We start from the raw sequence: 24,522 nt of genomic DNA on the forward strand, positions 1-24,522 counted from the left end.
CCGTTGCGTGCCCTTTATAAGCCCGGCCCGCGTGCTGGTCTGGAACTTGTCGAACGTCCTGAGCCTGAGCCTGGTCGGGCGGAGGTGAAGATCCGGGTGTTGACTACGGGGATTTGCGGGACGGATCTGCATATCCGTAATTGGGACTCCTGGGCGGCCTCGATGGTGACTGCTCCCTATATTCCCGGGCATGAGTTCTATGGCGAGGTGGTGGCCGTGGGGGATCTGGTGCAGGACGTCAAGGTCGGGGACAGGGTCTCTGGTGAGGGTCATATCGTGTGCGGGACCTGCCGCAACTGTCGCGCCGGGCAACGCCAGTTGTGTATCCGCACCATCTCGGTGGGGGTGCAGCGCGACGGGGCTTTCGCTGAGTTCGTGGTGATTCCGGCGGAGAATGTGTGGGTGCACACCTTCCGGGAGGGGCAGCAGCCCATCACTGCCGAACTGGGTGCGATCTTTGACCCGTTCGGTAATGCGGTGCATACCGCGTTGAAGTTCTCGGTGGTGGGTGAGGATGTGCTGATCACCGGCGCCGGGCCGATCGGGTTGATGGCCGCGGCGGTGGTGCGTCATGTGGGTGCCCGGTACATCGCGATCACCGATGTGTCCGCGCCCCGGTTGGCTCTGGCCGAGCGGATGGGGGTGGACCTGAGTGTGGATGTGTCCAAGACCAGCATCGAGTGGGCTTTCGGGGAGTTGGGGTTGAAGGAGGGGTTCGATGTGGGCCTGGAGATGTCCGGGCACCCCGATGCGCTGCCGGAGATGATCCGGGATATGAACCACGGGGGTCGTATCGCGCTGCTGGGGCTGCCTACTGCCTCCATCGATATCGACTGGTCGGTGGTGGTGACGCACATGCTCACGTTGCAGGGGATCTACGGGCGGGAGATGTTCGAGACCTGGAACGCGATGGCCGCGATGCTGAGTTCGTCCACCTGGCTGCACCACACCATCTCCTCGGTGATCACCGACGTCCTACCCGCCACCCAGTGGGAGCGCGGCTTCGAGATCGCCGCCAACGGCACCAGCGGCAAAGTCGTCCTGGACTGGTCCACCCTCTCCTGAGCAGGTTCCGTAGGCTGGGCGCCACGCCCCGCAGCCCGAAAGGACGCCCCCGATGTTCACCACGATGCGCACCGAACTACAGGACGAGTTGGAGGAGTTGCGCGAGTCCGGGCTGTACAAGGCCGAACGGGCCATCACCACCCCCCAGTCGGCGCAGATCCGGGCCGGAGCCCCGGGCGCGCAGCCGGCTTCGGTGCTGAATTTCTGCGCCAACAACTACCTCGGCCTGGCCGATGACCCGCGCATCATCGCCGCGGCCAAGAGCGCCCTGGACGAACGCGGCTTCGGGATGGCCTCGGTGCGGTTCATCTGCGGCACCCAGGACCGGCATCTGGAACTGGAGCAGCGAGTCAGTCAGTTCCTGGGCACCGAGGACACGATCCTGTTCTCCTCCTGTTTCGATGCCAACACCGGACTGTTCGAGATCCTCCTCGACGCCCGCGACGCCGTCATCTCCGACCAGTTGAACCACGCCTCGATCATCGACGGCATCCGGCTGTGCAAGGCCTCCCGGTTCCGCTACGCCAACCGCGACATGGACGACCTGCGCGCGCAGCTTCAAGCAGCGGCCGACGGCGGTGCTCGCCGGATCCTGATCGTCACCGACGGTGTGTTCTCGATGGACGGCTACCTGGCACCGCTGCGCCAGATCTGCGATCTGGCGCAGGAGTTCGGCGCGCTGGTGATGGTCGACGACTCCCACGCCACCGGGTTCATGGGCGCCACCGGTGCCGGCACACCCGAGCACGCGGGCGTGAGTGACCGGGTGGACATCTACACCGGCACCTTCGGCAAGGCCCTTGGTGGCGCCTCGGGCGGGTACGTCTCCGGGCGGGCGGAGATCGTGGCGATCCTGCGGCAGCGGGCCCGGCCCTACCTGTTCTCCAACTCCCTGGCGCCCTCGATCGTGGCGGCCACGCTGACCGCTCTGGACCTGGTGGCGGACGCCGGGGAGTTGCGCGAGCAACTGTTCGCCAACGCCGCCCACTTCCGCCGCCGGATGTCCGAGGAAGGCTTCGACCTGCTGGAGGGGGAGCATCCGATCATCCCGGTGATGTTCGGCGATGCGGTGCTGGCCTCCAAGATCGCCGAGCAGATGCTGGCCCGCGGGGTGTTCGTGACCGCGTTCTCCTTCCCGGTGGTGCCCCGGGGAGCGGCGCGGATCCGGGTGCAGCTCTCCGCCGCGCACACCGCCGAGCACATCGAGGAATGCGTCGCGGCGTTCGTCGCCTCCCGGGAGGCCGCCGCGGCCGAGGGCTAGGGTTCGGGCCCCGGGCGCCTGATGGAAGGATGGCCGGGTGCTGTACGTGCTGGTGATCCTCGCCGTGTTCATCGGCGCCCTGGCCCAGCGAGCCACCGGTCTGGGCTTCGCGATGATCTCCGCGCCGGTGCTGGTGTTGCTACTCGGCGCGTTCGACGGCGTGCTGCTGGTGAACCTGTGCGGCGCGGTCGCAGCGCTGCTCATCATCACCCGGGTGTGGCACCTGATCGAGTGGCGGCAGTTCTGGCTGCTCACCATCCCGGCCCTCGTCGCAGTGGTGCCCGGCACGATCATCTCGGTGCTGTTCACCGGCCCGGGCCTGCAGATCATCGTGGGGGTGATCCTCATCGTGGCGCTCACCGCCTCGCTCATCGTGCGGCGCAGTTTCCGTCCCGTCGCGATCACGCCGAGTGCGCTCCTGAGTGGAGCGGTCTCCGGGTTCACCAACACCACCGCCGGCGTAGGTGGACCGGCGCTGAGCGTGCATGCGGTGCTGACCCGGTGGGACCATCGGGCATTCGCCGCCACCATCCAGCCCTACTTCGTCGTCAGCGGCATGGTCGCCTTCATCGCCAAGGTCGCCAGTGCCCCTGAGGGTCTACCGGCCTATGCCTGGTGGTTGTGGCTGATGATCGTCGGGGCGATCCTGACCGGGCTGGCGGCCGGGGAGTGGGTCAGCACCCGGATCAGCGCCAGGGCGGCGCGCACCGCAGTCATCCTGCTCGCCTACGGCGGCGGGATAGTGGCCATCATCGATGGCGCGCTGGCCGCCTGACGACGCGCGCCGGTCAACGGCCTTGCTCGGGACCCTCGGTGCCCTCCTCAGACGTTCCGGCCGGATCCGTTCCGTCGGCATACTCACCCGTCTCATAGTCGTACTCGACGGGGTTACCCTCCTCATCGGTGCGCTGGTACCACGCGGTGAACTCCTCATCCGAGGTGTCCATGGCCTCGCCGGTGGCGTACTCGTCGGGCGGGGTCACCGGTTCGAGACTGAGGACCCAGTGGTCCCCGTGCTCCTCCACGCCCCGCTCGACGGCCTTCTCGAGTGCCCAGTTCTCGTAGGCGTAGCGGATCACCTGCGGGTCGTTGCGCAACTCACGCACCAAGGCCGCTGCCATGCCGATAATGATGATGGAGAACGGCAGGGCCGTCACGGTGATCAGGTTCTGCAATCCGGTGAGGGCGTCCTCGTCACCGACCAGCAGGATGACCACCGCGATGCCGGCCATGCACACCACCCAGAAGACCGTGATGGGCCGCTTGGGTTCCGGGTTTCCTTTCTGCGACATCTGCGAGTTGACCAGCGAGGCGGAGTCGGCGGTGGTGATGAAGAAGATCGCCAGGATCACGATCACCAGCGGGGCCAGGACCGCGCCGCCCGGCAGTTGGTCGATGACGACGTAGAAGATCTCCTCCGGTGCCGGCAGTGACTGCGCGGTACCGTCGGGGGCGACCTCCCCGTGCTCGCGTTGCAGCCAGATCGAGGTGCCGCCCAGGAGGGTGAACGCCCCGACGATGATGGACGAGGGAATGAGCAGCACCCCGAGGACGAACTGGCGGATCGTTCGTCCGCGGCTGATCTTGGCGACGAAAACCCCCACGAACGGGGCCCAGCTCACCCACCAGGCCCAGTAGAAGGTGGTCCACGCGGTGAGGAACTCCTGGGTCGGCTCCCCGTCGGACATGGTGGCTCCGAGCATCTCGGGCATCGAGCCGAAGTACTCCACGACGACGCCCGGGATGACGTTGAGGAGGAACGCCGTCGGGCCGACCACGAAGAAGAACACCGCGAGCCCGACCGACAGGACCAGGTTGACGTTGGACAGCCGGCGAATGCCCCGCTGGATGCCAGAGACCGCCGAGACGATCGTCCCGGCGGTCAGGGTCACGATGATGACGATCGCGATGGTATTCCCGGTTGTGCCGATGCCGCTGACGATCTCCACTCCCCGAGCGATCTGCAGCGCACCGATCCCCAGGCTCGCAGCCGTTCCGAACAGCGTGGCGAAGATGGCCAGGCCATCGATGATCCGAGCGCCGGCACCGCTTGCTCTACCGTTCCACAAGGGCGTCAGCACCGAGCTCATCAACGGCACCCGGCCGCGGCGGTAGGAGACGTAAGCGACGCAGAGTCCCACGATCGCGTAGATCGCCCATGCGTTGATTCCCCAGTGCAGTGCGGCTTGAGCCATCGCACCCCGGACTGCCTCTGCGGTGGCGGGCTCGTAGAGTCCGGGGAGGGGGTCGAGGTAGTGGCTCAACGGCTCGAAGGGCCCGAAGAAGATGATCCCGATCCCGATGCCCGCGGCGAACAACATCGCGACCCACGAGACGGTGGAGTACTCCTGCTTCTCACCATCGAGGCCGAGCGGGATCCGGCCGTAGCGGGAGAAGGCGAGGAAGAGGAGGAAGACCGCCATTCCGGTGGCCAGCAGGTTGAATACCCACCCGAGGTTCTGGGTAACCCACGCCAGGGCCATCCCGGAGACCTCGCTCACGCTAGCCGGGTTGAGAATGCCCCAGATGATGAACCCGACGATGGACGTCCCGACGACCAGCACGATCGGCCGGTCGATCCCGTAACGAACTCTCTGATCCTCGATGGCGACCCCCGGCACCAGCGCCGGGTGGATGTTGTGCGGGTAGTCGATCTCCTTGATGAACTCCGCAGCCCTGCGCCCCGCGCTTCGCAGCCGGTGGCGATCGGATCCGGGACCCTGCCCTGACTCCTTCTGCATGTCGCTCCTGCCGTTCGAGGGCGAACGTCCGGACTTCCCGGGCGCCTGAGGAATTTCGCCCCTAACGTAGCGAATGGGTACCGCAGAAGCGCGTCCCCACGCGAAGGAATCGGTGCCATGTCATATGCCGCAGCGGTTAGGCTGTCCCGGCATCGAAGTTCATACGGAGAGGACCGTCGTGACCGACACCCGCATCTGGCTCGAGGACGTCGCAGGCAGTGAGGCCCTGAACTGGGTCCGCGCCCGCAACGCCGAGAAAGCCGCGGACCTGGCCGCCACCCCGGAGTTCGCCCGCGCCAAGGACCGTATCACCGCGATCCTGGACTCCGACGACAAGATCCCCGAGGTCTCCAAGATCGGTGCGTACTACTACAACTTCTGGAAGGACGCCCAGCACGAGCGCGGCATCTGGCGGCGCACCACGTTGGAGTCCTACCGCACCGAGAATCCGGACTGGGAGACGGTCCTGGATGTGGACGCCCTCAACGAGGCCGAGAAGGAGAACTGGGTCTGGCACGGCGTCAGCGTGTTGCCGGCCGCCGACCAGGAGTACCGCCTCGCGATGATCCATCTGTCCCGTGGTGGCGCCGACGCCGACGTCTCCCGGGAGTTCGACCTGCACACCCGCCGGTTCATCGAGGGCGGCTTCTACCGCCCCGAGTCCAAGGGCGGCACCTCCTGGATCGATGAGGACACCCTGTTCGTCCACACCGACACCGGTGCGGGCAGCATGACCTCCTCCGGCTACCCGCGGATCACCCGACGTTGGCGCCGCGGCACCCCGATAGAGCAGGCCGAGGCCATCTTCGAGGGCGAGCACGACGACATGTCGGTCGCCGCGATGCACGATTCCACACCGGGTTTCGAGCGCGACTTCGTGGTGCGGGCGCTGGCCTTCTACAACGCCGAGATCCACCTGCTGGACGGAACCGGACTACGCCGGATCGAGGTGCCGGGCTCGGCCGAGATCATGGTGCACCGCGAGTGGCTGGCGATCGAGTTGCGAAAGGACTGGACCCCGGCCGGGACCACCTACTCCGGCGGTTCCCTGCTGGTGACCAACTTCGATGACTTCATGGCCGGTTCCCGTGAGTTCCAGGTGCTCTACTCCCCAACTCCCTCCAGTTCGTTGATCGGTGCCACCTGGACCCGACACCACCTGGTACTGAACATCCTGGATGACGTCAAGCACTGGCTCGAGGTGCACACCCCGGGACCGGACGGCACCTTCACCTCCGCACCCTTCGCCGGCGCGGAGGCCGGTGCCGTCGGCACGGTCCGCGTCGGCGCGGTCGATCCCAAACATAGCGACGACCTGTGGCTGGTCACCACCGACTTTCTCACCCCGACCACTCTCTGGCTCGCCCGGGTGGACGGAGAGCCGGAGAGGCTCAAGTCGATGCCGGGGTTCTTCGACGCGGCCGGATTGGTCGCCGAGCAGTACTTCACCACCTCCGACGACGGAACCCGGGTGCCGTACTTCCTGGTGCGCCGCGAGGATCTCACCTTCGACGGCACCGCGCCGACCCTGATGTACGGCTACGGCGGCTACGAGATCCCGATGCTGCCGAACTACAACGCCGCCCTGGGCGCCGCCTGGTTGGAGGAGGGCGGCGTGTATGTCCTGACCAACATCCGCGGCGGCGGAGAGTACGGCCCGGCCTGGCACCAGGCGGCGATGCGGGAGAACCGACACCTGGCCTACCAGGACATGGCCGCTATCGCCCGGGACGTGGTCGAGCGCGGTGTCACCTCCCACGACCGGATCGGCGTGCAGGGCGGATCCAACGGTGGTCTGCTCACCGGGAACATGCTGGTGCACTACCCCGAGCTCTTCGGTGCGATCGTCATCCAGGTGCCGCTGCTGGACATGGAGCGCTACCACCTGCTGCTTGCCGGTGCGTCCTGGATCGCGGAGTTCGGCGACCCGGACGTCCCCGGGGACCGGGAGTTCCTACGCACGTTCTCCCCGTACCACCTGTTCGAGCCCGATGCGGAGTACCCGCCGGTGCTGTTCACCACCTCCACCCGCGATGACCGGGTGCACCCCGGGCACGCCCGCAAGATGGCGGACCTGATGATCGAGGCGGGCAAGGACGTGACCTACTACGAGAACATCGAAGGTGGTCACGGCGGGGCGGCCACGAACGCCCAGGCCGCCCACATGCAAGCGCTGGTCTACCGCTTCCTGGCCGAGCGCCTCGGCCTGAACTGACCCCGACCGCCGCCCGAGCGCCTGCGAGCGGGTCGAGTACGCTCGCGGGCCCGGGCGAGCCGGGCGGCTCAGCGCCGCTCGGCGGCGGCCGGCCGGCCCGCTCGGCGGACCGCTACGCGCCGTTGACCTCGTCGCGCCACGCGATCCACCGGTCGAAGCCGGTCATGTCGTAGTCCGGGCCGGAGCTGCCCAGGGTGAACAGGCGCACGCCCTGGGCGCGCAGCGCTTCCCCTGACTCAGCCGGTTCGGGCAGTGTGTTCCCGTCCCGGCCGCGGGTGCCGGCACCCGCGGAGACCTCGATCTCACCCATGTCCCGGCCCACGGCGTCGCAGTGCGCCCGCAGCACCGAGAGCTTGTGGTCCAGTTCCGCACCCCTGGCGAAGGAGTGCCAGATGTCGGCGTGCTCGGCCACCATGCGCAGCGTCTTCTTCTCCCCGGCGCCACCGATCAGCAGCGGCATCGGCCCGGCAGGGGCGGGATTGAGCACGTCCAGCCGGTGCCGGATCCTGGGCAGCGCCTCGCCCAGTGCGTCCAAGCGGGTGCCGGGGGTGCCGAACTCGTACCCGTAGGCCTCATAGTCCTTCGCGAACCAACCGGCACCAAGACCCAGGATCAGCCGGCCGCCGCTGATATGGTCGACCGTGCGCGCCATGTCCGCAAGCAGGTCCGGGTTCCGGTAGGAGTTGCACGCGACCAGGGCACCCAACTGGATGCTCGAGGTCTGCTCCGCCCACGCACCGAGCATGGTCCAGCACTCGAAGTGCTTGCCATCGGGGTCACCGTTGAGGGGGAAGAAGTGGTCCCAGTTGAACGCAACGTCGACTCCGATGTCCTCGGCGCGGCGTACCGCGTCGCGGATCGCGGCGTAGTCGGCGTGCTGGGGTTGGATCTGGACCGCGATGCGCACCGGACGCTGCTGCGCCGGCGGGCTCTGCGCGGACGTCGGACTCTGGGCGATGGCAGGACTGCGCTCGGTCATGAAGAACATTATGGCAGTCAGGGCCGGGCGGCCTACCGTGCGTCCATGCGGTCAGAAGCCAGGCCGAGTGGTCAGCAGCGGTCCTTCACGAGCAGGCACGCCGGGCCCAGATCGTCCAGGCCGCGATCGAGCGTGTTCCCTCATCCACCCCGTTGCTGCCGCGACGCCTCGGGGGGCCGCGCACCGTAAACCTCGCCTCCGACGGTCTGCTCGAGCCGTTCCTGGTGCCTCCGGCCCGGCCCGCGGACTGACGGGGTCAGGGCCAGCGCAGCCCGCTCGTCCAGGCTCCCTCCGCAGCGGTGTAGCGCAGCCGGATCTGGCCGCGGTCAGTGGTAGCCTGCCAAAACTCCACCCACTCCGGCCGAATCGCGTAGGCGGCCCAGTGCCGGGCCACCAGGTCCGGGTCGGCCTCGACCTCGGCCAGTGATTGCGCATAGGCGTCCCAGTACTCCTGCCGCGAACCCAGCGGCTGGCTCTGCGCACCGGTGCGGCATGCGGCCCGCGAACCGGGTGGCCGCGCCAGGAAGTCCGCGGCGCCGGCCTCGGCGGACAGTCGCCCCACCCCACCCTGTACCCGCACCTGACGGCCCATGCCGGGCCAGAAGAAGGTCAGTGCGGCGTAGGGGTTGGCCGCCATGTCCTGACCCTTGGGACTGGTGGACTGGGTGGCGAAGACCCAGCCACGCTCGTGCAGGTCCTTGAGGATCAGGGTGCGCCCACTCACCCGGCCGCGATCACCGGCAGTGGACAGCACCGCAGCGTGCGGCATCGGTACCCCGGACTCGGCGGCCTCGCGCAGCCATGCGGTGAACAGGGTGATCGGGTCGGTTGGGGCGCTGCCGGGGTCGAACTCCGGCAGCGGGCCGGGAAACGTCGGCAGCGCCCGCAACCATTGGCGCATCAGAGCCGTTGCAGCAGTTGCTCAGTGTTCTTGGCGGCCTGCACCGCCGCCACGATCGCCTCCAGCGAGACCCGGATCAGGATCAGATAGAGCAGCGCCAGTAGCCCACCCAGGATCATCGTGGCGAATCCGGCGCCGACGCTGGCCGAGAAACTCGCGATGACCGCGAACAGGTATCCGATCCCGAAGGCGACCAGGAGCAGGATGAACAGCACCTTCACCACGGATTCGGCGATGTAGCGCTTGAAGGTGAAGTCGAAGAGATTGGCGAAGAAGTTCCCGCTCTGCTGCTGCTCATAGCCCTGGACCCACCCTGGGGCGCCCGGGCCGCCAGGTGCGCCGGGACCTGCAGGACCTCCCGGGCCGGCGCCGTATCCGGCGGCCGGGGGCTGGTAGCTCTGCCCCGGAGGCGGGCCCTGGTAGCCACCACCCTGGGGCTGCTGTGCCCCCGGCTGCGGTGGGACTGACTGGTGACCACCGGGCGGGGGCGGCGGCATGTTCGGGTTCTGCGGCTGGCTGGCGTTGCCGTAGTTGTCAGTCACAAGGACTCCTAGTTTCTGGTGGTTGGCGGCGCGCGCCGAACTCGCAGGTCGCACACGCCTTGTCGTTCCGAAGCGTAGTAGAGCAACCGGCCACCTGACTGCGGATCGCGATGGGCAGGGGTGCCCATCGACCGGCGCCCCGGGCCGGGATGGCGAACGGCAGGACTCCGGTGGTCGTCTCAGCGCAGTGGCCGCCACAACACCAACGCGCGCTGGGAGTCCTCACCGGCGCGTTGGCGGGCACGCTGTCCCAGCGGGAGGGCGACGACGTCCCCGGTGGCGCTCGCGGTGAACACCCGGCGATGGCCGGTGCTGACCCCGAGCAGGCGCTGGACCTCGTTGACCAGGCGCTCGTTCCGCTCGGTCAGTTCCAGAATGCGTTTGATCCCGGCCAGGTTGATGCCCTCGTCCTGAGAGAGTCGCTGGACCTCCCGGAGCATGTCGACGTCACGCTCGGAGTAGCGCCGCCCCCGACCTGGGGTGCGGCGGGGGACCACGATTCCCAGGCGGTCATACTGGCGCAGCGTCTGCGGATGCATGCCCGCCAGTTCCGCGGCTGCGGAGATCGCCAGCCGTGGAGTGGTGTAGTGCGCGCCTGGCATGTCATGCCCTTGCCGCATCCGCCAGGCCGGCGCGCGGGTCGGTGTCATCGCTGGCGGCGACGAACGTGTCCAACGCCGACTTGGCCTGTTTGGACAGGTTCCTCGGGACGGCGACCTGCACCGTGACGATCAGGTCACCGGTGCTCCTCGCCGTCTTCACGCCCTTGCCCTTGACCCGCAACCGGGCCCCGGACTGAGTGCCGGCCGGGACCTTCAGCCGCACGCTCTCCCCGGACAGGGTCGGCACCGAAATCGTGGCACCCTCCACCGCCTCCGGGAAGGTGATCGGCACGGTGATGGTCAGATTGTTCCCGCTGATCCCGAACACCGGGTGCGGGTCCACGTGCACGGTGACCACGAGGTCGCCGGGTGCGCCCCCGCCGATACCGGGCTGGCCCTTTCCGGCCAGGCGGATCTTCTGCCCGTCCCGGACCCCGGCGGGGATGCGGACGCTCATCGAGCGTCCGCCCTCCATGGTCAGGGTGACGGTGGAGCCCTCCACCGCGGTCCGGAAGGGCAGGTGCGCGGACGTGGTGATGTCGCCACCCTTCTGGCCACCGAACCCGAAACCGGACCGCCCGCCGGCCTGTGGCCCGGCACCACCGCCGAACAGGCCCCCGAGCAGATCGTCCAGGTCCGGACCGCCGGTCCCGCCGGCGCCTCCGGGACCACCACTGGAGTAGCGCACCCGTGGCCCCGCGCCCCCGCCACCGGCGAACATGCCGTTGAACAGGTCCTCGAAACCAGTGGCACCGGCGCCGCCGGGACCGGAGGCGAACCGCGGGCCGCCCCCGGCCATGGCGCGTAGCGCGTCGTACTGTTTGCGCTGCTCGGCGTCGGAGAGAACCGCGTAGGCCTCGCCGATCTCCTTGAACTTCCGCTCCGCGGCCGCGTCACCCGGGTTCTGGTCGGGGTGCCACTTGCGGGCCAGTTTGCGGTAGGCCTTCTTGACCGCAGCCGCATCGGCATCCTTGGACACTCCGAGGGTGCGGTAGAAGTCCTTCTCCAGCCAGTCCTGTCCGCTCATAGCACCTCACCTCCCTGGTTCATTGTCGCGTGCAATCTCATGCGCCGTCTGGCCTCGTGCGAGCGGTCGAGTTCACTGCGGTCCGGACACCGCCACCCGCGCCGGCCGGACCACCCGATCGCCCACGCGGTACCCGGGCTGCAACACGGTGGCGATCGTGTTCTCGGTCGCCTCCTCGCTGTGCTCGTGCATCAGGGCCTCGTGCACCTCCGGATCGAACGGCTCACCGACGGTACCGAAGCGTGCCACGCCGTACTTACCGGCGAGGCTGGACTCCAGCTTCTCGGCGATCGCACCGAACGGGCCGGACAGCTCCTCGTGCTCACGTGCCGCGGCGATGTCGTCCAGCACCGGGATCAGGGTCTCGACCACATCGGCCACGCCCAGGTTCTGCGCCGATTCCACCTCCGCACGGGAGCGACGCACGTAGTTGTTGAACCGCTGGTCCAGGTTGTACAGGTCCGCCTTCGCGCGTTGCAACTGGTCGAACAGATCCGCCGCCTCCGCCTTGGCTTCGGCGACCGGGTCGGGCTCGGCTGGGGACTCGTCGTCGGACGCTTCCGGGGCGCCCCCGGCCGGGGCGCCGTCTGGGGAGACGGCGCCCGGCTCGGTGGCTTCCGGCATCTCCTCGCGGCGCTGACCGGTCTCGGGGTCGATGCGCCGCTTGTCGCGAATCACCGGTTTACCCTCGAACTCGGACTCGCTCACTTGGATTCCTCGTCCTCGTCCACGATCTCGGCGTCGACGATGTCCTCGTCCTCGCCGGCGCCCGCGTCCGGAGCCTGGCCCTCCGTGGTGCCCGAGTCGCCACCGGCCCCGCCGGCCGCACCCGACTCGGACTGCTGCTGGGCGTAGAGGGCCTCACCGATCTTCTGGCTGGCGGTGGACAGTTCGGTCTGGGCCGTCTTGATCGCCTCGATGTCCTCGCCCTCCAGGGCCTTCTTCAGTTCGTCGACCTTGCCCTTGACCTCGCTGGAAACATCCTCGGGGAGTTTCTCGGCGTTGTCGGTCAGCAGCCGCTCGGTGGAGTAGGCCAGTTGCTCGGCACTGTTGCGGGTGTCGGCCTCCTCACGGCGCTTGGCGTCCTCGGCCGCGTGGGCCTCGGCCTCCTTGACCATCCGGTCGATCTCCTCCTCCGGCAGCGCCGAGCCGCCGGTGATGGTCATCGACTGCTCGGTGCCGGTCCCCCGGTCCTTGGCCGAGACATGCACGATTCCGTTGGCGTCGATGTCGAAGGTGACCTCGATCTGCGGCATACCCCGGGGAGCCGGGGCGATACCGGTGAGTTCGAAGGTGCCCAGCGGCTTGTTGTCGCTGGTGAACTCTCGCTCACCCTGGAACACCTGGATCGCCACCGAGGGCTGGTTGTCCTCCGCGGTGGAGAACACCTCGCTGCGCTTGGTCGGGATCGCGGTGTTGCGCTCGATCAGCTTGGTCATCACCCCGCCCTTGGTCTCGATGCCCAGGGACAGCGGTGTGACGTCGATCAGCAGCACGTCGGTGCGGTCACCGGAGATGACGCCGGCCTGCAGGGCGGCACCCACCGCCACGACCTCATCGGGGTTCACGCCCTTGTTGGGCTCGCGGCCACCGGTGAGTTGTTTGACCACCTCCGTCACGGCCGGCATCCGGGTGGAACCACCCACGAGCACCACGTGGTCGATCTCGGAGAGGTCGATCCCGGCATCCTTGATGACGTTGTGGAAGGGGGTCTTGGTCCGGTCGAGCAGGTCGGAGGTCATGTCCTCGAACTGCGCACGGGTCAGACGCTCGTCCAGGTGGATCGGGCCGTTCTCGCTCATCGACAGGTACTGCAGCGAGATGTTCGTCGAGGTGGCGCTGGACAGTTCCTTCTTGGCCTGTTCGGCGGCCTCACGCAGACGCTGCAGGGCGATCTTGTCCTTGGACAGGTCCACCCCGGAGGAGCTCTTGACCTGGTTCACCAACCAGTCGACGATCCGCTGGTCCCAGTCGTCACCGCCGAGACGGTTGTCGCCGTTGGTGGCGCGCACCTGGATGGTGGAGAACTCGTCCTCGTCCTTGCCGACTTCCAGCAGGGAGACGTCGAAGGTTCCGCCACCGAGGTCGAAGACCAGGATGAGCTCGTCCTCCTTGCCCTTCTCCAGCCCGTAGGCCAGGGCGGCCGCGGTGGGCTCGTTGACGATCCGCAGCACGTTCAGCCCGGCGATCTGCCCGGCGTCCTTGGTGGCCTGCCGTTCGGCGTCGTTGAAGTAGGCGGGCACGGTGATGACCGCGTCGGTGACCGGCTCACCCAGGTAGGACTCGGCGTCCTTCTTCAACTTGCCCAGTACGCGCGCGGAGATCTCCTGCGCGGTGTAGGTCTTGTCGTCGATGTCGACCGACCAGTCGGTGCCCATGCTGCGCTTGACCGAGGTGACCGTGCGGTCGACGTTGGTGACGGCTTGGCGCTTGGCGATCTCGCCGACCAGCACCTCACCGGTCTTGGAGAACGCGACCACCGAGGGGGTGGTCCGGGCGCCCTCTGCGTTGGCGATGACGGTGGGTTCGCCACCTTCGAGAACCGACACCACCGAGTTCGTGGTGCCCAGGTCGATACCGACCGCTCGTGCCATGGTGATTGCTCCTTCCCGGCCTGTGGGCCGGCGGTTGATTCGGGATGTTCGTGGCGCTGGTGAACCTCGGGAGGCTCACGGTTGAGTCGTGCGCACTCAAGATTCACCCGCCCGGATTCCGTTGTCAAACCCAGACCGAAGAACTTGAGTCTATTAGGCTCAACTACGCTCAGGGGCGGTCTATTCCCCGGCTTCCGACGTCAGGGGCAACGTGGCCCTAGCCTGACCCTTGTGCAGCCACTACACATTCACCGATACGGCCGCAGCGGGGCCAGGCCCGTGGTGCTCCTGCATGGAGTCACCGACGCCGGCACGGCGTGGCCGGACCTGGTCTCACACTGGCAGGAGCGGTGGGATATCCACGCTCCGGACCTACGCGGCCACGGCGCCTCCCCTCGCTTCGCCGGGGACCAGTTCGACGCCGCCCCGGACGTCATGCTCGACGACGTGCTGGCGGTGCTCGAGCACATCGGTGAACCGGTGGCACTCCTCGGGCACTCGCTCGGGGGGTTCCTCGCACTGCGCGCCGCGCTGGCGCGCCCCCGGAACATCGCCGCCCTCGTCCTGGAGGACCCGGCCAGGCCGAGCGGGGCACATCCCGATCCGCAGTTCGTGGCAGCGAATGAGGAACTGCTGGACAGCATGGTCGATCCGGGGACCCAGATCGAACGGATGCTGCGCGAGACCCCCTGGACGCGGACCGAGGTGGAAGCCTGGGCCACCTGCAAACCGCTCGTGGATCGCCGGTACATCGCTCGTGGCCTGTTCCTGGGTGAAGCGCTCTGGGAGGAGCGTTTCGAGGCGCTGACCGTCCCCACCTTGCTCATCCTCCCGCCGGAGGCGCCGATGGCTCCGCGTCCGGTGCGCAACGACTCGGTCCGCACGGTCGTGATCCCCGGGTCCGGTCACTGTGTCCGGCGGGACCAGCCCGACCGTTACCACGAGGCCGTCGACGCGTTCCTCGCCGACCACCTGGGCGCGTGATCGTCGGGCACCGCGGGGGGACCGCACGTAGTCCCAGGCCTCGAAGGTGACCCACTCGCGCCTGCCGTCGCGGTTGACCGGCGCGCCCTGGCGAACCACCGGCGAGGTGCCGGCCCGGACCTCGGCCAGCTGAAGACTCGTGCAGTTGGTGGTGCCGAGCAGCAGCGTCCGGCCACCCGGTTCGTAGACCCGCGCCAGCGGTGAGAGTTCACCGAGTGACCAGGGCAGGTGATGCCCCGCGGTCACCCTCTCTCACGACGTGTCGAGCGGGCCGGGATCGCTCGCGTCGGCGCACCGTCGGCCCGGTTTCGTTGTCGTCCAGAACAAATCCGCTAGGATCACTCTCGTGCCCTGCTCCCGACGGTGAAGAGCGACCCCATGACTGACCCCCGAACTCTGCCGGATTTCGACAGCAGCCGCGCCCGCCAGGCCCTGGTGGTCCGCGGCGGTTGGGACGGCCACCAGCCCATCGAGGCCACCGAGGAATTCATCCCGTTCCTGCGCGAGCACGGCTTCGAGGTGCAGGTCCACGAGTCGCCCGAACCTTATGCCGACGCCGACCTGATGGCCGGCATCGACCTGATCGTGCAGTGCAACACGATGAACACCATTACCGATGAGCAGTTCACCGGCCTGCGCACCGCGATCGAGGCCGGCACCGGGTTCGGCGGCTGGCACGGCGGCATCGCCGACTCCTACCGGAACAACTCCGACTACCTGCACCTGGTGGGCGGGCAGTTCGCCACCCACCCGGGCAAGGCCCCGGAGGAACGCCGCGGCCACATGGACGACAACTACGTCCCGCACACCATCGAGATCACCGGCGCCGGGCGAAACCACCCCATCACCGCCGGCATCTCCGACTTCGACCTGGTCACCGAGCAGTACTGGGTCCTTGCCGATGACTACAACGACGTGCTGGCCACCACCACCCAGACGGTGCGCCCGTGGGACCCCTGGCACCGGGAGGTCACCTCACCCGCGGTGTGGACCAGGCTGTGGGGCGCCGGGCGCATCTTCGTGTGCACCCCCGGCCACCGCGTGGACATCCTGCGGGACGACAACGTGGGCACCATCGTGCGCAGAGGACTGTTGTGGGCCAGCCGCTGAACGTCGGGATCGTCGGCTGCGGCAACATCTCCCGCCAGTACCTGGCCAACCTGCGCCGACTGGGCAACCTGAACCTGACCGCCGTCAGCGACGTCCACGAGCCCGCCGCCCGCGCGGTGGCCGAGGCCGAAGGAGTTCCCGCGCTGCAGGTAACCGACCTGCTGCAGGCAGAGACCGTCGATGTGGTGCTGAACCTGACCACGCCCACCGCGCACGCCCCGCTCGCGCTGGCCGCCTTCGAGGCGGGTAAGCACGTCTACCTGGAGAAGCCCTTCGCCACCACACCCACCGAGGCACAGGCACTCATGAGCGCGACCACCGACACCGGCCTGCGCCTCGGCAGCGCTCCGGACACCGTGCTGGGCACCGGCATCCAGACCGCCCGGGCACTGGTCGATGAGGGCCGGATCGGGGCGCCGGTCGGGGCCACTGCGTTCATGCTGGCCCCCGGGCACGAGTTCTGGCACCCCAACCCCGCCTACTACTACGCCGCGGGCGGCGGCCCGCTGCTGGACATGGGCGTGTACTACCTGACCGCCCTGGTCACCATGCTCGGCCCGGTGCGCACCGTCTCGGCGATGGCCGGCCGCGCCCGCACCGAGCGGGTCGTTCCCGAGGGCGCTCCCCGCGCCGGTGAGGTACTTCCGGTGAGCGTGGACACCTTCACCTCGGCACTGTTGCAGCACGCCGGGGGCGCCATCTCCACCCTGGTGGTCAGTTTCGACGTGGTCGCCAGCGAGGTACCCCGGATCGAGGTCTACGGGGCCGAGGGCAGCATCGCGGTGCCCGACCCGAACCAGTTCGACGGCGACGTGCGGCTGGGACGGTTCGGCTCGGAGTTCACCGCGGTGGCCCCCCAGGCAGGCTATCGGGGCGCCGGGCGGGGTTACGGCCTGGCCGACATGGCCCGGGCGATCGAGGACGGTGGGCCGCACCGGCAGAGCGCCGAACTCGGCTTCCACGTCCACGAGGTGATGGACCGGATCATCCAGGCAGCCGAGCAGCAGGCGGTGCTGACGGTGCCCAGCACCTGCGAGCGCCCGGCACCGGTCCCCCTCAGCGATGACCCAGCCCTGAACTGAAACCCCGACGGAAGGAAACCGGCTATGACCGCAACGGTGCGGGTGGCAATGATCGGACACGCTTTCATGGGTGCCGCCCACTCCCAGGCCTGGCGGGCGGTGCACCGCTTCTTCGAGCTCGACGTGCATCCGCAGATGGCGGTGCTGGTGGGCCGGGACCCGGCGCGGGCCGCGGAGGCGGCCGCCACGCTGGGCTGGCAGGAGTCGGCCACCGACTGGCGTGAGGTGGTGCGCCGTGACGATGTGGACCTGGTGGACATCTGCACCCCCGGCGATACCCACGCCGAGATCGCCCTGGCAGCCCTCGGGGCGGGCAAGCACGTGCTGTGCGAGAAACCGCTGGCCAACACCCTGGCCGAGGCCACCCGGATGACCAAGGCCGCCCGCTCGGCAGCAGGCAACGGGGTGCGCTCGATGGTCGGGTTCACCTACCGGCGGGTGCCCGCGGTGGCGCTGATGCGCAGGATGGTCGCCGACGGCGCGATCGGCACCATCCGCCACATCCGCGGCCAATACCTGCAGGACTGGATCGTGGACCCCGACTTCCCGCTCGTGTGGCGTCTGCAGCAAGAGCGGGCCGGCTCCGGTGCGCTCGGGGACATCGGCGCGCACATCCTGGACCTGGCCCAGTTCGTCTCCGGCCAGCGCATCACCGGGGTTGCCGCTCAGACCGAGACCTTCGTTCGCCGTCGGCCGCTCGCCCGCGGGGGTGGCGCCCTGGGCGCCGCGACGGCACAGGCGGACGGACCGATGGGAGAGGTGACCGTCGACGACGCGGCGGTGCTGCTGGCCCGCACCGACGGCGGGGCACTCGGCACCTTCGAGGCCACCCGGTTCGCCACCGGACGCAAGAACCGGATCATGCTGGAGATCAACGGCTCGGACGGCACCCTGGCGTTCAACTTCGAGAACATGAACGCCCTGGAGTACTACGACGCCTCCCGAGGGGACCTGGCCGGGTTCACCACCATTCCGGTGACCGAACCGACCCACCCCTATGTGGGGGCCTGGTGGCCGCCCGGGCACGGGCTGGGCTATGAGCACGCGTTCATCCACCAGGCCCGGGACTTCCTGGAGGCGATCGCCACCGGAACCGACCCCCAACCCTCCTTCGCCGAGGGCACCGGGGTGCAGCACCTGCTGGAGGCGGTGCTGGCCAGCGCCGCGGACCACGCCCGCTGGACCGACGTGGGCACCTGAAGCACCGCGGCCCTGCTCAGAAATCGGTAACGGCCCCCCGCCGCCGCAACAGCGGTCGCGATGGTGACACAGAGCAGTCATCACACACCGACCACGAACCAGGGGATGACCGATGAGACACGCGGGAGTGATCGCCGCCGCAACCATGGTCGCGGGACTGGGCCTCGCCGGATGCGGGAGCACCGGTTCGGACTCGGGGGGCGCACCGGAGACGGTGGAAGCCACCCGGGAGTACCGCGAGCCCGCGACGGACGCCGACGCCGGCTACGACGAGGCGGGGGGCTACGCCGACGCCGCCGATGACGGCCACGTCCCCAGCCAGCCCTCCGGTGACATCTCCGTCCGGGAGGTCATCACCACGGCCGAGGTGAGCATCGTGGTGCCGGACCCCGCCGAGAGCGCCAACGAGGTGGTACGCCTGGCCGAGACCGCCGGCGGCCGGGTGGACCAGCGTTCGCTGCACGCGGCGGACAACGACGGTGACGAGGACTATCCGGCCAGCGCGTGGTTGACGGTGCGCATTCCCGCCGCCGATCTGGATGACTTCCTCGACGACCTGGACGAGGTGGGCGAGATCCGCCAGGTCAGCCAGAGTTCCGACGACGTCACCCAGGTCGCCCAGGACCTCGACGCCCGGATCGAGGCGCTGGAGACATCGACCGACCGGTTGCTGGACATCATGGCCGAGGCCGAGGACAGCGCGGACCTGATCGCGGCCGAGGAGGCCCTGAGCCGGCGGCAGGGCGAACTGGAGTCGCTGCGCTCACAGCGGGCGTACCTGTCCGACCAGGTCGCCATGTCCACAGTGCACGTGGACCTCACGGCAGAGCGGGCGCCGGCGATCGAGTCCGACGGCTTCACCGGCGGGCTACAGACCGGATGGCACGCCATGATCTCCTTCGTCTCGGCCCTGCTGGTCCTCGCCGGCGTGCTGGCGCCGTGGCTGGCCATCGTCGGGGTGCCCCTGCTGGCGCTCCTGCTGGTGCTACGCCGGCGCCGCCGGTCCCGGGTGGCCGGAACGACGACGGGGCCGACGACGGGAACCGGGGCGACGGTCACTGCTTCGGGCGCCCCGGGCCGCACGGCGCAGAACCCACAGGACTAGCCGGAACCACGCGGGTCGCGGGATTCGCTGTCAGCGAATCGTGGAATTGAGCCGAAGACGCTCAAGTTGACCTGGATAGCACGTGTTCGAACGTGAACTGTCAAGTTTCTGGAGGAAACGATGAGCACTCTCTCCCTGTGGTCCCGCCGCAACCCCGCCGCCGAGTTCGACGCCCTGGTTCGCAACGCCTTCGGCGCCCACGCACTCGCCACCACCGGGTACAACCCGGCCGCCGAGGTGGTGCCCGACGGCGAGGATGCCCTGGTGCGGTTGGAACTGCCCGGCGTGAACATCGACTCCGACGTGACCGTGGAGGTGACCGACGGACGGCTCGTGATCCGCGGTGAGCGCCACGAGACGAAGGAATCGGCTGAGACCGCCACCGTGCGCGAGATCCGCTACGGCTCCTTCGAGCGCACCTTCCGGCTGCCGGGTTCGGTCGGCGCCGACCAGGTCAGCGCCGACTACGACGCCGGGATCCTCACCGTGCGCGTGGCCGGTGCCTACGCCGGCTCCACGCCGCGTCAGATCGCCATCAACACGGTTGCGCCCGCCCAGGCCGGGGGCGAGCAGTCCGAGTAGGCCGTGACCACCCCACCCGAGGGCCCTTGACGCACCAACCGGCCGGGCCGGCCCGCACGGGTCGTGCCCGGCCGGCGTGCGTGCGTCCGCTGCGGCTACCCGGCCTGCGGGGAGCGGTCGCCGACCGCGATCCCGGCCGGGCCGACGGCGAAGCCGACTCGGTCCAGTCCACTCGCCCCCGCGTGGGCTTGCCCGAGCAGGGACAAGCCGTGGCGGCCGCCCACCCCCAGCACGGCACACCCGGCGGCCAGGGCCGCGGTCACTCCCGCCGGGGCGTCCTCGATCACCAGGCACCGCCGCGGATCCACACCGAGCGCCCGAGCACCCAAGCGGAACGGATCCGGATAGGGCTTGCCGCGCTCGACGTCGTCGGCCGTGACCACCACCTCGGGTGGTTCCAGCCCGGACCCGTTGATGCGCGCCCACGCTTGCGCATGGGTGCAGGAGGTCACGATCGCGGCCTGACCCGGGCGCAGTGAGCCCAGCGCTAACTCGGCGCCGGGTAGCACGTGGATCCCGGTTGCGTCGGCGATCTCCAGTTCCAGGATCCGGGCGACGCCGGCCTCCACCTGCTCGGCGGGCAGCAGAGTCGGGACCACCTGCGAGGCCGGGATCCCGTGCTGCACCTCGAAGGTCTCGGCGTCGGGCAGGCCGAACTCACGGGCCCACCGGCGCCAGCAGCGCTGCGCCGAGGCAGCCGAGTCGATCAGGGTGCCGTCCATGTCGAACAGCACGGCATCGAAGGTGCGGTCGTCGAACGCGCGGCCCGGCGTCGGCAGGCCGGCGCCTCCGGCCTCCGGGTTGTGGCCGTGCACTCAGGACAGGCGGGCGGGCGGGGACTGGGTCAGCGAGGCGTCGGTCTCCACGACTTTGCCGAGGGCCTTGTCGACCCTCTTCAGCACCGACTTGTCCAGTTTCACCCCGGCGGCGCCGACGTTGTCGCGCACCTGCTCCGGCCGGGACGCACCGATGATCGCCGAGGCCACGTTGGGGTTCTGCAGCACCCAGGCCACCGCGAGCTGGGCCATGGTCAGGTCCAACTCATCGGCGATCGGCTGGAGTTTGGCGACCGCCTTGAGGGTTTTGTTGTTGAGGAACTTGGCGATCATGTCCGCCCCGCCCTTGGTGTCGGTGGCGCGGGAGCCCTCCGGGAAGTCCTTCCCGGGGCTGTACTTGCCGGTCAGTACGCCCTGGGCGATCGGGGAGAACACCACCTGGGAGATGCCCAACTTCTCCGAGGCCGGGACCACCTCGCCCTCGATGACCCGCCACAGCATCGAGTACTGCGGCTGGTTGGAGATCAGTTGCACGCCCAGGGCGTCGGCGAGCGCGTGGCCCTCCTTGAGTTGGTCGGCGGTCCACTCACTCACCCCGATGTACAGGGCCTTGCCGGCCCGGACCACGTCGGCGAAAGCCTGCATGGTCTCTTCCAGGGGCGTCTCGTAGTCGAACCGGTGCGCCTGATACAGGTCCACGTAATCGGTGCCCAGGCGCTTGAGGGAGGCGTCGATGGACTCCCGGATGTGCTTGCGGGACAGGCCGGTGTCATTGTGACCCATCGGACCGGTGGGAAAGTAGACCTTGGTGAAGATCTCCAGCGACTCGCGCCGCTCGCCCTTCAGTGCCTTCCCGAGCACCTCCTCGGCCACCGTGTTGGCGTAGGTGTCGGCGGTGTCGAAGGTGCTGATGCCCTCATCCAGGGCCGCCTGGACACATCGCGTGGCGACCTCGTTCTCCACCTGGGAGCCGTGAGTGAGCCAATTGCCGTAGGTGATCTCGGAGACCTTGAGACCGCTATTGCCGAGGTATCGGAATTCCATACCGCCAGACTAGAGGGCTTCCGGTGAACGTGCTACGGGTGACACCCTCCCTATCGTTCCACCGCTGCCCCGGGGGTGCCGGCGAGGTCGGGCAGCAGGCTACCAGGGCTCTGCGCGCGAATACGCAGCGGGCAGAACGTGCGGACTCAGGCGGTCTGGCCGGCGTGCTTACCCTCGCCGATCTCCTCCACGATCTTGTCGTTGAAGGCGGGCAGATCATCCGGGGTACGGCTGGACACCAGACCCTGGTCCACCACCACCTCCTCATCCACCCAGGTCGCCCCGGCATTGCGCAGGTCGGTCTTGAGGCTGGGGAAAGAGGTGATCGTGCGGCCCTTCAGCACATCCGCATCGGCCAGGATCCACGGGCCGTGGCAGATCACGCCGACCGGCTTGTGCTGGTTGAAGAAGTCCCGGGTGAAGCCGACCGCGTCGGTGTCCATCCGTAGGTGATCGGCATTGGAGGTGCCGCCGGGCAGCACCAGGCCGTCGAAGTCGGCGGCCCGGGCCTGGCTCACGTGCATGTCCACGTCCTGGGTGTGACCCTTCTTGCCCTCAACGCGCTCCTGCTGCGGTGAAACGAGCACCGCCTGCGCGCCGGCCTCGGTGACCGCCTGCCAGGGGCTGGTCAACTCGCTGTCCTCGAAGTTGTTCGTGAGCAGGAACGCGATCTTCTTTCCACTCAGGTCAGCCATCAGGCTCTCCCTTCGTCGATGTCATCAGGTCCATTCCCCACGTTAACCGGGGCGGCCGTGATGTGCCCGCCGGGCGGCCCCGGGTGACCCCGAGCCGCTTTGGCCACGTCACGCAGCGCCGGAGCGCTGCTACTGACCACCCATGCCGGTGGTGGCGACCCCGCGCACGATCTGACGCTGGAACAGCATGAACACCACCAGCAACGGCAGGGCCGCCAGCAGCGCCGCGGCCATGGTGCGCGCGTACTGCAAGCCGTACGTCTCGGTCACCGTGGCCAGGCCCACCGGAATCGTCATCAGTGCCGAGTCCGTGGTGACGATGAAGGGCCAGAGGAAGTTGTTCCACGCACTGATGAACACGAAGATCGCCACCGCTCCGAGGATCGCGCGGGACAACGGCAGGACCACGGTCCAGAAGGTGCGCCAGGCGCCCGCACCGTCCACCCGCGCGGCATCGATCAGTTCGCGCGGGATGCCGTCGAAGAACTTCTTCAGGATGAACACCATGATCGGCGCCACCACCTGGGGGAGGATGATACCGGCGAAGGTGTCCACCATGCGGAAGAACAGCATCTGCTGGAACAGCGGCACGATCAGGATCTGGGCGGGCACCATGATCGAGGCGATCGTGACCGCGAACATCCAGCCACGGCCGCGGAACCTCAGTTGGGAGAACGCATAGGCTGCCATCGCCGAGATGATCAGAGTGATGGCGGTGACCAGTACGGCCACGAGCAGGGAGTTGAACATCCACAGGGGAAGGGCGCCGCGCGTAATGACGCCGATGTAAGCGCCGAGGGTCCACCCGCCCTCGGGCACGATCTGCCCGGGATCGGCCGCGTCGACCTCGGACTTGAACGAGGTGATCACGGCCCAGGCGAACGGCAACAGCCAGATCACGGTCATCAGGATGAGCGCCGCCAGCGACAGCACTCTGCCGCTGGTGCTGGTGCCGAGCAGCAGGCTGGTCGAGCGCCGGCTCTCCGCGCGGCGCGCGATCGCCTTGCGCTCGCGCGCCCGGCGGCGGGCCACCTCGGGTAGGACGAGGGTCTGCGCCGACATCTCAGGGCTCCCTTCGGGCTGCGAACAGCCTGGTCAGTGACACCGCAACGATCAGGGCAAAGAAGATGAAGGAGATCGCCGCCGAGTAACCCAGCCGGTAGTTCACGAAGCCGGTGTCATAGATGTAGACCAGCACCGAACGGGTCGAGCCCGCCGGACCACCACCGGTGAGGAGGTAGATCTGGTCGAACACCTTGAGCGAGGCCAGGATCTGCAACACCAGCACCACCCCGGTGATCCGGCGTACCTGCGGCAGCGTGATCGACCACAACCGCCGCCATGCCCCCGCCCCGTCGATCGCCGCGGCCTCGTAGTGATGCTCGGGGATGGCCTGCAACGCCGAGAGGTAGAGCAGGAAGTTGAAGCCCACCGTCCACCACACGGTCACCAGCGCGATGGACCACATGGCCACGCGTTCGTCCGTCAGCCAACCCACCGGGTCGAGTCCGACGGCGGTCAGCCAGGTATTGAGCAGGCCCAACTCGGGGTTGAACAACCATGACCACACATCGGTGACCACGACGACCGGCAAGAGGAAGGAGGCGAAGAACGCGAACCGCCACAACCATTGCCCGGGCAACCCGGTGTAGACCAGCAACGCCATCACCAGCGCCACGATCACCAGCGGGATGGTGGTGATGATCGTGAAGAAGACGGTCTGCCACAGGGTCTGCCAGACCTGGGGGTCAGCGAACGCCTCGACGTAGTTGGACAGGCCGATCACCGAGGGTTCCAGACCGATCAGGGATCGGTCGGTCAGACTCATCCACATGCCGTAGACGATCGGCCAGACCAGGAACAGCACGAACGCCAACGCGAACGGGGCCAGAAACCAGTAACCGCTCCCCCCCGAGTGCAGGCGCTGGGCACGTCGCTCGGCCTCACGTCGGGCCCGCCGCACATCGCGGGGGACGGACATCGGGGCTGAAGTCGTTGTGGAAACCATCGATCCCTC

23 protein-coding genes and 1 pseudogene are annotated in these 24,522 nt (G+C 68.4%); 10 read left to right on the forward strand and 14 right to left on the reverse strand.

Going from position 1 to position 24,522, the window contains the following annotated elements:
• Positions 1-3 precede the first annotated feature (3 nt).
• The 3 genes from tdh to ACO0LU_RS14805 are packed head-to-tail and all read left to right on the forward strand — an operon-like array spanning position 4 to position 3,101.
• On the forward strand, positions 4-1,065 hold the full coding sequence (gene tdh, locus ACO0LU_RS14795) for an L-threonine 3-dehydrogenase (protein WP_424789386.1): 1,062 nt from the start codon (positions 4-6) through the stop codon (positions 1,063-1,065).
• A 52-nt stretch (positions 1,066-1,117) separates the two neighbouring features.
• Entirely contained in the window at positions 1,118-2,326 is a 1,209-nt protein-coding gene (locus ACO0LU_RS14800; protein WP_424792121.1) for a glycine C-acetyltransferase, read from the forward strand.
• Positions 2,327-2,363: 37 nt separating this feature from the next.
• Positions 2,364-3,101 (forward strand): TSUP family transporter, encoded by a 738-nt coding sequence (locus ACO0LU_RS14805; protein WP_424792122.1) that lies wholly within the window; start codon positions 2,364-2,366, stop codon positions 3,099-3,101.
• A gap of 13 nt (positions 3,102-3,114) precedes the next feature.
• On the opposite strand, the gene ACO0LU_RS14810 is transcribed toward ACO0LU_RS14805, so the two are convergent.
• Entirely contained in the window at positions 3,115-5,067 is a 1,953-nt protein-coding gene (locus ACO0LU_RS14810; RefSeq protein WP_424792123.1) for a BCCT family transporter, read from the reverse strand.
• Positions 5,068-5,245: 178 nt separating this feature from the next.
• Between ACO0LU_RS14810 and ACO0LU_RS14815 the strand changes: the two genes are divergently transcribed.
• Positions 5,246-7,282: a prolyl oligopeptidase family serine peptidase gene (locus ACO0LU_RS14815; RefSeq protein WP_424792124.1), complete on the forward strand. Its 2,037-nt coding sequence runs from the start codon at positions 5,246-5,248 to the stop codon at positions 7,280-7,282.
• A gap of 112 nt (positions 7,283-7,394) precedes the next feature.
• On the opposite strand, the gene ACO0LU_RS14820 is transcribed toward ACO0LU_RS14815, so the two are convergent.
• The 7 genes from ACO0LU_RS14820 to dnaK form a co-directional block, all read right to left on the reverse strand.
• Positions 7,395-8,261 (reverse strand): LLM class F420-dependent oxidoreductase, encoded by an 867-nt coding sequence (locus ACO0LU_RS14820; RefSeq protein WP_424792125.1) that lies wholly within the window; start codon positions 8,259-8,261, stop codon positions 7,395-7,397.
• A gap of 256 nt (positions 8,262-8,517) precedes the next feature.
• The gene (locus ACO0LU_RS14825) at positions 8,518-9,162 is read right to left on the reverse strand and encodes a pyridoxine/pyridoxamine 5'-phosphate oxidase (protein WP_424792126.1); all 645 of its coding nucleotides are present in this window, start codon (positions 9,160-9,162) and stop codon (positions 8,518-8,520) included.
• Positions 9,162-9,704, reverse strand: a complete 543-nt coding sequence (locus ACO0LU_RS14830) for a DUF4282 domain-containing protein (protein WP_424788679.1) — start codon at positions 9,702-9,704, stop codon at positions 9,162-9,164. Before ACO0LU_RS14830 ends, ACO0LU_RS14825 begins: the two co-directional genes overlap by 1 nt.
• 179 nt (positions 9,705-9,883) lie before the next feature.
• Positions 9,884-10,306 carry a heat shock protein transcriptional repressor HspR gene (locus tag ACO0LU_RS14835; RefSeq protein ID WP_424792127.1) on the reverse strand — a complete coding sequence of 141 codons (423 nt, stop codon included), beginning with the start codon at positions 10,304-10,306 and terminating at the stop codon, positions 9,884-9,886.
• Position 10,307: 1 nt separating this feature from the next.
• Positions 10,308-11,333 (reverse strand): DnaJ C-terminal domain-containing protein, encoded by a 1,026-nt coding sequence (locus tag ACO0LU_RS14840; RefSeq protein WP_424792128.1) that lies wholly within the window; start codon positions 11,331-11,333, stop codon positions 10,308-10,310.
• 72 nt (positions 11,334-11,405) lie between these two features.
• Positions 11,406-12,041 carry a nucleotide exchange factor GrpE gene (locus ACO0LU_RS14845; protein ID WP_424792129.1) on the reverse strand — a complete coding sequence of 212 codons (636 nt, stop codon included), beginning with the start codon at positions 12,039-12,041 and terminating at the stop codon, positions 11,406-11,408.
• Positions 12,038-13,927 (reverse strand): molecular chaperone DnaK, encoded by a 1,890-nt coding sequence (gene dnaK / locus ACO0LU_RS14850; protein WP_424792131.1) that lies wholly within the window; start codon positions 13,925-13,927, stop codon positions 12,038-12,040. The genes ACO0LU_RS14845 and dnaK overlap by 4 nt, the downstream gene beginning before the upstream one ends.
• A gap of 231 nt (positions 13,928-14,158) precedes the next feature.
• On the opposite strand from dnaK, the gene ACO0LU_RS14855 reads away from it, so the two are divergent.
• Positions 14,159-14,911: an alpha/beta fold hydrolase gene (locus ACO0LU_RS14855; protein WP_424792132.1), complete on the forward strand. Its 753-nt coding sequence runs from the start codon at positions 14,159-14,161 to the stop codon at positions 14,909-14,911.
• A 42-nt stretch (positions 14,912-14,953) separates the two neighbouring features.
• On the opposite strand, the pseudogene ACO0LU_RS14860 reads toward ACO0LU_RS14855, so the two are convergent.
• Positions 14,954-15,157: pseudogene (locus tag ACO0LU_RS14860) on the reverse strand (AAC(3) family N-acetyltransferase); the annotation flags it as partial.
• 132 nt (positions 15,158-15,289) lie between these two features.
• On the opposite strand from ACO0LU_RS14860, the gene ACO0LU_RS14865 reads away from it, so the two are divergent.
• The 5 genes from ACO0LU_RS14865 (at position 15,290) to ACO0LU_RS14885 (ending at position 19,990) form a co-directional block, all read left to right on the forward strand.
• The gene (locus ACO0LU_RS14865) at positions 15,290-16,021 is read left to right on the forward strand and encodes a ThuA domain-containing protein (RefSeq protein ID WP_424792133.1); all 732 of its coding nucleotides are present in this window, start codon (positions 15,290-15,292) and stop codon (positions 16,019-16,021) included.
• Positions 16,006-17,103, forward strand: coding sequence for a Gfo/Idh/MocA family protein (locus ACO0LU_RS14870; RefSeq protein WP_424792134.1), 1,098 nt, complete (start codon positions 16,006-16,008; stop codon positions 17,101-17,103). Before ACO0LU_RS14865 ends, ACO0LU_RS14870 begins: the two co-directional genes overlap by 16 nt.
• Before the next feature lie 24 nt (positions 17,104-17,127).
• A complete protein-coding gene (locus tag ACO0LU_RS14875) occupies positions 17,128-18,303 on the forward strand; it encodes a Gfo/Idh/MocA family protein (RefSeq protein ID WP_424792135.1) in 1,176 nt (391 codons plus the stop codon).
• A 112-nt stretch (positions 18,304-18,415) separates the two neighbouring features.
• Positions 18,416-19,408, forward strand: a complete 993-nt coding sequence (locus ACO0LU_RS14880; protein ID WP_424792136.1) for a DUF4349 domain-containing protein — start codon at positions 18,416-18,418, stop codon at positions 19,406-19,408.
• Between the two features lie 120 nt (positions 19,409-19,528).
• A complete protein-coding gene (locus ACO0LU_RS14885; protein ID WP_424792137.1) occupies positions 19,529-19,990 on the forward strand; it encodes an Hsp20/alpha crystallin family protein in 462 nt (153 codons plus the stop codon).
• A 95-nt stretch (positions 19,991-20,085) separates the two neighbouring features.
• On the opposite strand, the gene ACO0LU_RS14890 is transcribed toward ACO0LU_RS14885, so the two are convergent.
• The 5 genes from ACO0LU_RS14890 to ACO0LU_RS14910 form a co-directional block, all read right to left on the reverse strand.
• Entirely contained in the window at positions 20,086-20,805 is a 720-nt protein-coding gene (locus tag ACO0LU_RS14890) for an HAD-IA family hydrolase (RefSeq protein ID WP_424792138.1), read from the reverse strand.
• Positions 20,806-21,810, reverse strand: a complete 1,005-nt coding sequence (locus ACO0LU_RS14895; RefSeq protein WP_424792139.1) for an aldo/keto reductase family protein — start codon at positions 21,808-21,810, stop codon at positions 20,806-20,808.
• 146 nt (positions 21,811-21,956) lie between these two features.
• Positions 21,957-22,505 (reverse strand): type 1 glutamine amidotransferase domain-containing protein, encoded by a 549-nt coding sequence (locus ACO0LU_RS14900; protein WP_424792140.1) that lies wholly within the window; start codon positions 22,503-22,505, stop codon positions 21,957-21,959.
• 129 nt (positions 22,506-22,634) lie between these two features.
• On the reverse strand, positions 22,635-23,567 hold the full coding sequence (locus ACO0LU_RS14905) for a carbohydrate ABC transporter permease (RefSeq protein ID WP_424792141.1): 933 nt from the start codon (positions 23,565-23,567) through the stop codon (positions 22,635-22,637).
• Position 23,568: 1 nt separating this feature from the next.
• Entirely contained in the window at positions 23,569-24,513 is a 945-nt protein-coding gene (locus ACO0LU_RS14910) for a carbohydrate ABC transporter permease (RefSeq protein WP_424792142.1), read from the reverse strand.
• Positions 24,514-24,522: the final 9 nt, after the last annotated feature.

It is taken from the genome of Pseudactinotalea sp. Z1748 (assembly GCF_049725185.1).
Taxonomy (GTDB): Bacteria; Actinomycetota; Actinomycetes; order Actinomycetales; family Beutenbergiaceae; genus CALKWS01.

Bases quoted from the DNA above. Each gene is read 5' to 3' on its own strand.
- ACO0LU_RS14865 (WP_424792133.1), top strand. From the start codon at position 15,290: ATGACTGACCCCCGAACTCTGCCGGATTTCGACAGCAGCCGCGCCCGC.
- ACO0LU_RS14810 (WP_424792123.1), bottom strand. From the start codon at position 5,067: ATGCAGAAGGAGTCAGGGCAGGGTCCCGGATCCGATCGCCACCGGCTG.
- ACO0LU_RS14910 (WP_424792142.1), bottom strand. From the start codon at position 24,513: ATGGTTTCCACAACGACTTCAGCCCCGATGTCCGTCCCCCGCGATGTG.
- ACO0LU_RS14895 (WP_424792139.1), bottom strand. From the start codon at position 21,810: ATGGAATTCCGATACCTCGGCAATAGCGGTCTCAAGGTCTCCGAGATC.
- ACO0LU_RS14840 (WP_424792128.1), bottom strand. From the start codon at position 11,333: ATGAGCGGACAGGACTGGCTGGAGAAGGACTTCTACCGCACCCTCGGA.
- ACO0LU_RS14905 (WP_424792141.1), bottom strand. From the start codon at position 23,567: ATGTCGGCGCAGACCCTCGTCCTACCCGAGGTGGCCCGCCGCCGGGCG.
- ACO0LU_RS14885 (WP_424792137.1), top strand. From the start codon at position 19,529: ATGAGCACTCTCTCCCTGTGGTCCCGCCGCAACCCCGCCGCCGAGTTC.
- ACO0LU_RS14880 (WP_424792136.1), top strand. From the start codon at position 18,416: ATGAGACACGCGGGAGTGATCGCCGCCGCAACCATGGTCGCGGGACTG.
- dnaK (WP_424792131.1), bottom strand. From the start codon at position 13,927: ATGGCACGAGCGGTCGGTATCGACCTGGGCACCACGAACTCGGTGGTG.
- ACO0LU_RS14835 (WP_424792127.1), bottom strand. From the start codon at position 10,306: ATGCCAGGCGCGCACTACACCACTCCACGGCTGGCGATCTCCGCAGCC.
- ACO0LU_RS14825 (WP_424792126.1), bottom strand. From the start codon at position 9,162: ATGCGCCAATGGTTGCGGGCGCTGCCGACGTTTCCCGGCCCGCTGCCG.
- ACO0LU_RS14875 (WP_424792135.1), top strand. From the start codon at position 17,128: ATGACCGCAACGGTGCGGGTGGCAATGATCGGACACGCTTTCATGGGT.
- ACO0LU_RS14800 (WP_424792121.1), top strand. From the start codon at position 1,118: ATGTTCACCACGATGCGCACCGAACTACAGGACGAGTTGGAGGAGTTG.
- ACO0LU_RS14900 (WP_424792140.1), bottom strand. From the start codon at position 22,505: ATGGCTGACCTGAGTGGAAAGAAGATCGCGTTCCTGCTCACGAACAAC.
- ACO0LU_RS14820 (WP_424792125.1), bottom strand. From the start codon at position 8,261: ATGACCGAGCGCAGTCCTGCCATCGCCCAGAGTCCGACGTCCGCGCAG.